We start from the raw sequence: 8,690 nt of genomic DNA, 5'->3' as shown, positions 1-8,690 counted from the left end.
CTTGGTCGGAGCACATGTTCAGACGAAGGCCGCTTTGACGTACGGCGGTTACCGAACCGAGTGATCAAGTTCGAGGCACCATTCGACGCCGACCGATTAAAGATCAAGATAGGCTCGGCTTGTGGATCCCGTCGCGCTCGCCTGTGTTGTCGTCTCTGTCACGGTCCTGCTCTACGGGGTGCCCGTCCTGCGCGCCTGCCTCGGTGCGCGGTTGCGTGCCGCGCCCGTCGATCCTTACCGTGTGGCCGCCGGCCGCTGGTTGACCGAGGACGACATCCAGGCGGCCGCCGCCCGGCTCCTGCTGGACGGCCTGGTCACCATCAACCATCGCGGCAATCTGGCACTGACCGGGAGCGGCGCGGACGTGGCGCGCACCGCCGGGCACCCCCTACCGGATGCCCTGCACGCTGCGCTGCGCCGGCGTACGGCCGCCACGACGCTTGGCATCATCGCTTCCCACGACCCCGCCTCTCGCGCCGCCCGCGCCGAGTTCCACGACGGCCCTGCCGCGTCCCGCACCCGCCGGGCGTCCACCGTCACGAGCTGCCTGGCTGCCACCGGGGTGCTGCTTCTTACGGGGAGCTGGCGTTCGTGATCGCGGCGCTGTTCGACCGCTTGCCGCAGGGGCCCGCGCAGTGGGCCGCGACCGCGGCCACCGGCCTCGCCGTGCTGGCCCAGCTCGGCTTCCTGGCGCGCTACGGCGGCAGGTCAGGCGCGGAGGGCCACCGCGTCCTGGCTACCGGACCATACGTCCCGCCCGCACCACACCCGGCTCTCGCGGAACTGTCCGAGACGGCCCCGCAGGCCGCGGCCTGGTTGCGTGCAGGACGGTTGCGCACGACCCGCCGCCGCAACCGCGGACGCCGACGACGCCGTGGGCGCGGCACGTCGCGCTTTGACGGCCCGTTACGTCGACTTATCGCTTGAACCGTTCGCTCGTTGGAGGGCACACAGTACGACCGGCGACGGCCGCTAGGCCGTGTAGCGAAAGTAGATCTTGATCGGTAAATGATCGCGAAGGGTCGCTCGCTGCCCGACGAGCGTTCGGTACCGCGATGCGCAGCCAGACCGTTACATCACCGCTCGGTCCGCATTCCGTCGTTTCTCCGACGGGAGCGCGGTGTACGCGGCCCCGTGTTGCCCATGGCAGCGGTCAGGACCTGATCATCTCGCTGTGGAGTCGTACCGGTGGCCAACGGGGGCGCCGCCCTGAATGCCGATGACCCGGGTGCCGGTGCAGGATTCAGTGCGACAGGGCAAGCGCGGCGGGTTGACCCAGCTTGGCGGCTGCTGTCCGCCAGGCGGCCGTCACCGCGCCGTGCGCCTTCTCCGTGCGCGCAGCCCGGTCGCCGCCCACGCACACGGGGCAAGTCCAGCGCTCCGTTGGGAAGAAAGGCCTGCGCTGCACCTTTACTTGCTTGCCGCAGCCTCCGCACTCGGCGCTCACGCTGGCAGGTGCGGGAGATGGCGATTGCTGATCTGGTGCCGGGTGCATGCGCGTGCCCGAGAACTCCTGAGGACTTCCGCTCGAGGTCAATAGTTCACCTCGTCGCGGCCACCCTGCGACAGGTTCGAGACGGACAGGCCTGCGTGGTTCGGGTGACGGGTCCACTTCGAGCTCGTCGAGAGCGACGACGGTCCCGAGCAGCACGTTCCTGAGGTCGTTGAGGACGACGGGGTCTGGTTCTTCTGGCGTTGAATAGATGGCACGGCGAAGCCAACCCCCGTTGCGCCCGTACCCGTCGATGCCGAGGACGACGACGCGCTCGGCTTCCGAGGGTGACTGCCGGCTCTGTCGCCGACCGTGGCGCCTTTCATTCAGGCGAAGGTGCGCTCGACGCGCGCCCGAACTTGCGTGTGACAGCCGCTGCGTTCCTCCTTCCAATCCGGGAGTTCCTTGCCCTTGGTGCGGCGGTGCGGGATGACGAGTCCGGTGCCCTGGTAGCCGCCGTCGGCAATGGTCATGGTGTGGCCGACGGCGTCCTTGGCGCCGGACTCCTCCCAGCCACGGGAGTCATGACGGTTGCCGGGCACGGGCCGGCCGACTACCACGACCACGCGGGTGTCGGCGTCGAAAACAGCGATTCTCGACCAACCTCAGCCTGACGACAGCGACCCCGTCCTTCGGCGGCGCATCGAAGACGTCAGTCAGTTGATCACCGTCCTGCGGTTCTGTGTGGACGAGGACGTTGAGCTCATCTTCGGCTGACCGCCGGAGCGCGGAGCGACCCGCCGTCGAGGGGAGAGCCCGTGGTTACGGGACAGTCTTTGGCCGGAGGAAACGCGACGTCTGTGGACGCGATCCCGGTATGAGAGGACCCGCCTCGCATGCGGTGGGCGCGGCCATTCCGCCCCCGCCTGAAACTCATCCGCGGCTTCGTCGACCAGGGTGCCGCCTCGGTGGAGCTGTACGAAAAGGCCGGCTCCCGCCGCTGTGCACGATGGACCAGCGAGCCCGGCAGCTACGGCGCCCCCGTACCTGCAGTGACGATGATGGCGATGCGTAAGACGGCCGGGCCGCTCCTTGCCTCACTTGACTGGTCCTTGGAGTGAGTAGGGGAGGCTGGGAGCGAAGAGCAGGTCGTGATCACCTGCGGATAGGCTCGGGCCATGACCGGTGACTGGCGGATGGACAGGATCGGGGCTGCTCTGCGGGGCGAGAACCCGACCGTGCTACGGCGACTTGAGTCTGGCTTCGCGGTGATCGGCGACGTTCAGTTCCTGCCCGGGTACTCAGTTCTCCTCGCGGACGAGCCGGGTGTTCAACGGCTGTCCGACCTGCCGAGGGCCAAGCGGCTGTCGTTCCTGTCCGGCATGGACCAGCTCGGGGAAGCGGTCGAGCGGGCCTGCCGGCGGCTGGACCCTGATTTCCGCCGGGTCAATCTGGAGATCCTCGGCAACACGGACCCCTTCTTGCATGCCCATGTCTGGCCGCGGTTCGAGTGGGAGCCGGCCGAGCTGGTGGGCAAGCCGGTGTGGCTGTATCCGCGTGACCGGTGGAATGACGAGCGGTTCAAGCTTGGCCCGCGACACGATGTGCTGCGGGATGCGATCGGCAGCGAGCTGGACCGGCTGTGTTCGATGGCTTGATGGTGGGGGTCCGCCGACCTCAGGTGGGTCCAGACCCGGAGCGTGAAGCACGAGCCGTGATCACCGGCAGGTTCCTCGGTTCGATCCGACTGCGGCCCCGGTGCGGCCTCCTGCTGGTACGGGGATGGCCTGACAGCCAGAGTTCTCGAGTCATCCACACAATCAGCCGATCGGCTCGTCAGGTCGATGCCGGAGATCGATACCTTCGGCAGGAAAGCAGAACGAACATCGCTCAGCCAAGTCCGTCGCGCGGACCTGCGAGAGAACCGGAGGTGCAGGATGACGAGTCCCGTAGATCGAGCAGATGTCATTCTGGACCGAGGGAACGTATCTCGGTGCCATCTTCCGGGGGATATGGACTTCGACCGAGACGCGGCACGCACCCGGTTCAGGGGCAAGTGCGAAGAGTACGCTCGCCTGGATCGGCGGCCGTACCACGAGCGCAAGTCGCGTTACCTGGTCGCCGCAGACCGTTTGCTGCGCGGTGGTCTCTGTGATCGTGACATTGTCGTGGACATTGGCGCTGGATACACCGAACTGGACGTGTGTCTGCGGGTCGACCACGCTTGGCGGGGGCGCTATGTCCCCGTTGATGGCTGGGTCGACGGCACGGACATCGAAAAGTGGACGCCGGAGTTCGACTACGACTGGTACGCCGCACTGGAAATCCTGGAGCACCTACGTAATCCGAAGCGGTTGGTGGAGGAATTGAAGGCCAGCTCCAAACGCGGCTTCGTCATCACGACTCCGAACCCCGAGGTCGTCGACGTTCTGGCCATGGACCCCACGCACGTCACTCCTCTGCCCCGGGGTCTGCTGGAATCCTGGGATCTCTACACGACGGTCCACAATTTCTACGGGCAGCACGAGGACGGCATCGCCGCCCTGTGGACCCGGGAGCTGGTGCGATGATCGGCATGGACTGATGGCTACGGCTACCCAACCTGCTGGAATGAACGACCTCGGATTTCGAGGAGAATTACGTGAATTCTGCAGGTAATGAAGCAGTGAGCCCCCTGCCCTACAGGGAACTGCAAGCGATCGCTCTCGCTTCCACGATGACGTCGCTCGACCGGACCGTTGTCGTGATCGCCCTCCCATCCATGGCGCACGGCTTGGGACTTGGGCTGGCGGCAGCTCACTGGACCATCAGTGTCTATGTGCTGACCATGGCTGCACTCGTGCTCTTCGGAGGGCGCCTAGGGAGCACGATCGGGCTCATGCTCACGTTTCGCTGCGGAGTGGTGGTGTTCACGCTCGCGTCAGTCGGATGTGCGATGGTGCCGACCGGAGACGCCGCATTCGCGGCCCTGGTCGGCTTCAGGGCTTTACAGGGGGTCGGCGCGGCCCTGATGTGGCCTGTCGCGATCCCGATGGTGACAGACGCCTTCAAAAAGGCGAGCCAGGGCCGGGTGGTTGCCTTGTTCTGCGGTGTGTCTCAGTTTGCCGGAGCCCTTGGCCCCCTGGTGGGTGGAGCTATTACGGGGACTCTCGGATGGCGTTACGTATTTTGGCTCAATATCCCGATCGGTGCCCTGGCATTCGTACTCACATTGCGTGGCACCCTCGGTCCACGGCCGACCAGAGAGCGGCCGCAATTCGGGGCTCTGCTCCTCATGGTGCCGGGCGTCTTCCTTGTTGTACTCGCCCTTGAACAGAGCGCGACATGGGGCGTCGCTTCATGGCGATTCTGCACATCGCTAGCTGGCGGCTTGCTGATCACCTGTGTCTTCTGTCGCACCACTCTGCGGTCGCGCCGCCCCCAGATCGACCTGCGCCTTCTCGCTCGGCGACGGTTCGGTGTGGATGTGCTGGTCAATTGTGGCATTCAGCTCGGTCTTTTCGCTGTGTTCGTCTACAGTGCGCTCTACATTCAGGAGGCACTGCATTTCTCTCCTCTGTGGGCCGGAATTGCGCAAATGCCAATCCTTGTCGGCGTTATCCTGGGGACCCAGGTGGCCGGTCACCTATTCGACCGCACAGGTAATGTCAGGGTGCCAGTATTGTGCGGACTGGTCTGCGCGATTACAGGGGTGGGGATGTGGATCGCGGCACTGTCCAGTGGTTCCTACTTCTGGCACCTACCGGGCATGGTGCTCAGTGGCCTGGGAGCCGGCGCGCAAGCGTCGGTCATGGCCGATGCCATGAATGCGGTGCCGACGCTTCGAAGGCCCGATGCCTCTGGGCTGCTGGCCGTAACCCAGCAACTCTCCGCTGTAGTGGGCCTGGCCATTGCCGGAACGGCTGCCGTGACTCACATGAACACGGACGCCGGAACGGCCCTCGTCGACACAAAGGCCGCCACTGCTGGGTTTCTGGTCTCCCTGAGCTTTTTGGTGGTGACCCTTTGCGGAGCAACATTGTTCATGGGCCGGTGCCGCTCGATCACTGGTCACCGCCGCGCTGACGGGGCTGGCGGTCATGGGCCGCCGGCCCCAGAGGTGTGCCCGTGCGCTTTCGTCAGAGGGTGCGGGGGGTTCCCGGGACCGGGGGCGAGGCCGGGGGCTGGACCACGCACCGGGTAAGGACCTCGTGGATTGCAGCATCTCCCTCAGTACCAGGATGGTCACCGACGCCGAACGCCTGCACGAGCAGGACGGTCTGCGCCGCTTCCTGAGCAGCACCGGCGGAAAGGACATCGAGGAAGGCGCCTCGGCCGAGCAGCCCGCCGTGGCGGCCGAAGAGACGCCGGCGCCCACGCCCGTCCCGATGGAAGCCCTGAAGACGACCCGCCGCCCAGAAGCGCACCAGCGTGGAGCGCCAGCTCCTCCGGCCTCGTCGGCCCGCCTGGCGCGGCCACGTCGTCTCCACAGCGCCGCTGGAGCGGGGCCATGCGTGCCCACGCGGGTGTGTCTGCGCTCTGGCGGCCTGTGGACCCTCGGGCGTTCGGCGCACGGATGACGGTCACGGGGCTTACCAGGCTGCTTCAAGCCAGGACGTCGTCCCGTAGCTCCCGTACGGCGAAGTCACGCCTCCTCGATGCCCACCTGCGCTCCGCCGCCTGACTGGGAGCGTGCCGCCTCCGCATCAGCCCGCAATTCCGGGCGCCTTCTACGTAGTTACCACGATGCCGAGGGCTGCGGCGGATGGAAGGATGGCGGGACCTGGTCGTCGCTGTGCGAGCGGGTGCGTGAGACGAGCCGGGCGACGCGACGTGGACCACCGGCTCTTGGGGACCTGGGGGAATGTGTATGAACCGGCCGTACGGCCCTGCCCGTGGTCTGCCGGCCGTCGTCCTGGCCGCGACGGCGCTGCTGACGACCGGGTGTTCGGGCGGCGGGGACGACACCGCCGCGCCGTCGCCAGGCTCCTCGGTCACGGCCGCCGCGCCGTCACCAGCTGCGTCGTCCGCCTCGCCGAGCTCGCACGCCACGCCGTCGCCCGTGTACCCGACCGGGTCCGGTGGCTGTCACCAGGACCGCGGGTGGTCCGACACCCAGGCTGCGGACTGGGTGAAGTTCGGGCAACTCGGCTCCGCGACCTGGACCGACGGCAAGTGGGGCCATATCCGCTTCGACAAGTCCATGGTCGGCTTCGACGGGCCCCTGTGCGACCCGGTCACCGTCCAGGTGCAGTACTGGAAGGTCACCTACGAGGCGCCCGCCGACAGCTCCGCGGCGGACGACGGTACGCCGAAGTACGCCTTCACCACCGCGTCGCTGGCCCGGACCCAGGTGCGGGTCGACGGGCGGTCGGTGCAGAACGTCTACGCGCCGAAGAGTGTTGCCTCGGCCGCCAAGAACCCCTGCATCGGGTACATGTGGGCGATTTACGCCGGTGGGCCGCTGTCCGAGCGTGAGCTGCCGACCGACATCACCACCGGAGGCGTCGTGGGCCAGTCGATCTCCTTCCCGACCAGGCGCGTCGCGGACTCCCAACTGGCCCCGCCGTCCGCGCCGCAGTTGTGCGACAGCGCCGGCCGTCCGGTCCATAGCTCCAACCCCACGGCCCCGGGCGCCGTCGGCGTCCCCGGACTGCTGCCCACCCCCAGCGTGCCGCTTATCACCCCGAAGCCAAAGACGTCCTGACGCTTCGGCGATTCCGTATCGCCAGGCCGTTCGGCCCGGAAATGGCGATGCGTGGTGCCGCGGGCTGTTCGCGTTCTCCATCGGCGTGGCCGTGTGCGTCAGCGCCCTGCCGGTGATCGTCACGATGCCGTCGGAATGCGGCTACTGCACCCGGTCTTTTCACGCTGGAGGCCCTGCTGATTGCGATCGCAGCGTCGGGTGTCAAAGTGGAGATGCACTTGCGTGGCGGTTGGACATCGGAGATGCGCAGCCTGCGTCTCGGGGCCGGATGGCCGGCGGGTCCTGGTGCTGCGGTCCTTCGCAAGGCCCTTCTACGTTCGGCACGCGGACGGCCTTGTTGTCCCGCGAAGCCGCGATCCTGCGTCTGCTCGGGGAGACGGATGTGCCAGCGGCCACCCTCCTGGACGTGGACTCGACGGCGATGTACTGCGACTACCCGTCCCTGCTGCTGTCGTTACTGCCCGGCACCGTCCGTGTGGACGACCGAGGCGCAGAGCACCGGGCCGATCTGCTGGCCGCGCAACTGTTGCGCATCCACCAGGTCGCGGTCTCCGCAGAGTCGAGGCCACGGACGTGGCAGGCGTGGACCTCGCCGGACCGGGTGACGCTACCTGAGTCCACAGTGCGGCCAGAGCTGTGGCAACGGGCCATCGACGTCATCCGCCAGGTCCCCCCACCCATCGGCCTTGTTTTCTGCACCGGGACTTCCACCCCGGCCATGTCCTCTTCGATGGCGACGAGGACACCATTCGCATCAGCGGGATCGTCGACCGGGTGGAGACTTCCTGGGGACCGGCTGACCTTGATGTAGCCCACTGCTCGACGGGCCTGGCCCTTCTCCAGGGTGTCACCCTGAAAATGAGCTTCGCGGATCGGTACCTCGCCGGGGGAGGGCAACTCGCCGAGCAAGGCGCCACGCATCTGTACTGGCGGCTCATCGACGCTCTCGCCTTCGCACCCGAGGCTGAGAAGGTAGCCGTCCCCTGGCGCGAACTCGGCCGCACAGCCCTCACCTCTTCGCTCCTCGTCGCCAGACTTGAGGAGTACGTCGTGGCCCTGTTCGAGCGCTACGCGTAGGTTGAGGAGCCCCGCAGGCGTCTGAGGCGGATGAGACTGCAGGCCAATTCGCTGAGACCCTCGGGAGGTCGGCGCGTCGGGCGTAGCGAATGCGGACCGCTTTGAACTGGTGTAGCCATTCAAAGGCGCGCTGGACTATCCAGCGTCTGCGGGACGGCGCCCGACCCGGCCAGGACCGACCAGGGAGCGCGGAAGTTTCAGGCGGTCTGGTCGAGCGCGGGATCGGCGGATGTATCTCTTTCCGGGAAAGAAATCCGACCGAAGGCACTCTTTCCGACCGGCACCGCGCTCGATGACGAACTCGTCGTGGGGAAGCTGGGCGCCTTAATACGAGCGCCTGCAGGGCCGTTTGCGGTCGGCCCCACATCACCAGCGCCCGGTCGGTTCAGTGGGCGACCAGCCGTGAGCTGAGCCACTGGAGCGCTCCCGGGATCTCCCGCTTCCAGGTGTTGAAGTTGTGGCCGCCGCTGGGAAGGATGATCGACGAAATCCTGG

The 8,690-nt window shown here is 67.0% G+C and carries 7 protein-coding genes and 2 pseudogenes; 8 read left to right on the top strand and 1 reads right to left on the bottom strand.

What is annotated here, in order from left to right:
* Positions 1–121 precede the first annotated feature (121 nt).
* Together ACZ7FF_RS44645 and ACZ7FF_RS44640 are read left to right on the top strand one after the other, a co-directional pair.
* Positions 122–595 carry a hypothetical protein gene (locus tag ACZ7FF_RS44645; protein ID WP_470820459.1) on the top strand — a complete coding sequence of 158 codons (474 nt, stop codon included), beginning with the start codon at positions 122–124 and terminating at the stop codon, positions 593–595.
* Positions 592–927, top strand: a complete 336-nt coding sequence (locus ACZ7FF_RS44640) for a hypothetical protein (RefSeq protein WP_470820457.1) — start codon at positions 592–594, stop codon at positions 925–927. The genes ACZ7FF_RS44645 and ACZ7FF_RS44640 overlap by 4 nt, the downstream gene beginning before the upstream one ends.
* A gap of 894 nt (positions 928–1,821) precedes the next feature.
* Here ACZ7FF_RS44640 and ACZ7FF_RS44635 read toward each other — a convergent pair.
* A pseudogene (locus tag ACZ7FF_RS44635) lies at positions 1,822–2,079 on the bottom strand (transposase family protein); the annotation flags it as partial.
* A gap of 531 nt (positions 2,080–2,610) precedes the next feature.
* Between ACZ7FF_RS44635 and ACZ7FF_RS44630 the strand changes: the two are divergent.
* From ACZ7FF_RS44630 to ACZ7FF_RS44605, 6 genes and pseudogenes are all read left to right on the top strand, one after another.
* On the top strand, positions 2,611–3,090 hold the full coding sequence (locus ACZ7FF_RS44630) for an HIT family protein (protein ID WP_470820455.1): 480 nt from the start codon (positions 2,611–2,613) through the stop codon (positions 3,088–3,090).
* A 354-nt stretch (positions 3,091–3,444) separates the two neighbouring features.
* Positions 3,445–4,002, top strand: coding sequence for a hypothetical protein (locus ACZ7FF_RS44625; protein ID WP_470820453.1), 558 nt, complete (start codon positions 3,445–3,447; stop codon positions 4,000–4,002).
* A 71-nt stretch (positions 4,003–4,073) separates the two neighbouring features.
* Positions 4,074–5,615 carry an MFS transporter gene (locus tag ACZ7FF_RS44620; RefSeq protein ID WP_470820452.1) on the top strand — a complete coding sequence of 514 codons (1,542 nt, stop codon included), beginning with the start codon at positions 4,074–4,076 and terminating at the stop codon, positions 5,613–5,615.
* Positions 5,616–5,652: 37 nt separating this feature from the next.
* On the top strand, positions 5,653–5,991 hold the full coding sequence (locus tag ACZ7FF_RS44615; protein ID WP_470820450.1) for a hypothetical protein: 339 nt from the start codon (positions 5,653–5,655) through the stop codon (positions 5,989–5,991).
* A 290-nt stretch (positions 5,992–6,281) separates the two neighbouring features.
* Positions 6,282–7,118, top strand: a complete 837-nt coding sequence (locus tag ACZ7FF_RS44610; protein WP_470820449.1) for a hypothetical protein — start codon at positions 6,282–6,284, stop codon at positions 7,116–7,118.
* Between the two features lie 212 nt (positions 7,119–7,330).
* Positions 7,331–8,195 (top strand): annotated as a pseudogene (locus tag ACZ7FF_RS44605) (phosphotransferase family protein).
* Positions 8,196–8,690: the final 495 nt, after the last annotated feature.

Source organism: Streptomyces sp. NPDC037126 (assembly GCF_055605965.1).
Note: the sequence above shows the minus strand (reverse complement) of the source record. Positions and strands in the feature narration are given on the sequence as shown.

What these genes read in the sequence shown, in the direction of transcription:
- ACZ7FF_RS44625 (WP_470820453.1), top strand. Translation starts at nt 3,445, where the DNA reads ATGGACTTCGACCGAGACGCGGCACGCACCCGGTTCAGGGGCAAGTGC.
- ACZ7FF_RS44630 (WP_470820455.1), top strand. Translation starts at nt 2,611, where the DNA reads ATGACCGGTGACTGGCGGATGGACAGGATCGGGGCTGCTCTGCGGGGC.
- ACZ7FF_RS44615 (WP_470820450.1), top strand. Translation starts at nt 5,653, where the DNA reads ATGGTCACCGACGCCGAACGCCTGCACGAGCAGGACGGTCTGCGCCGC.
- ACZ7FF_RS44610 (WP_470820449.1), top strand. Translation starts at nt 6,282, where the DNA reads ATGAACCGGCCGTACGGCCCTGCCCGTGGTCTGCCGGCCGTCGTCCTG.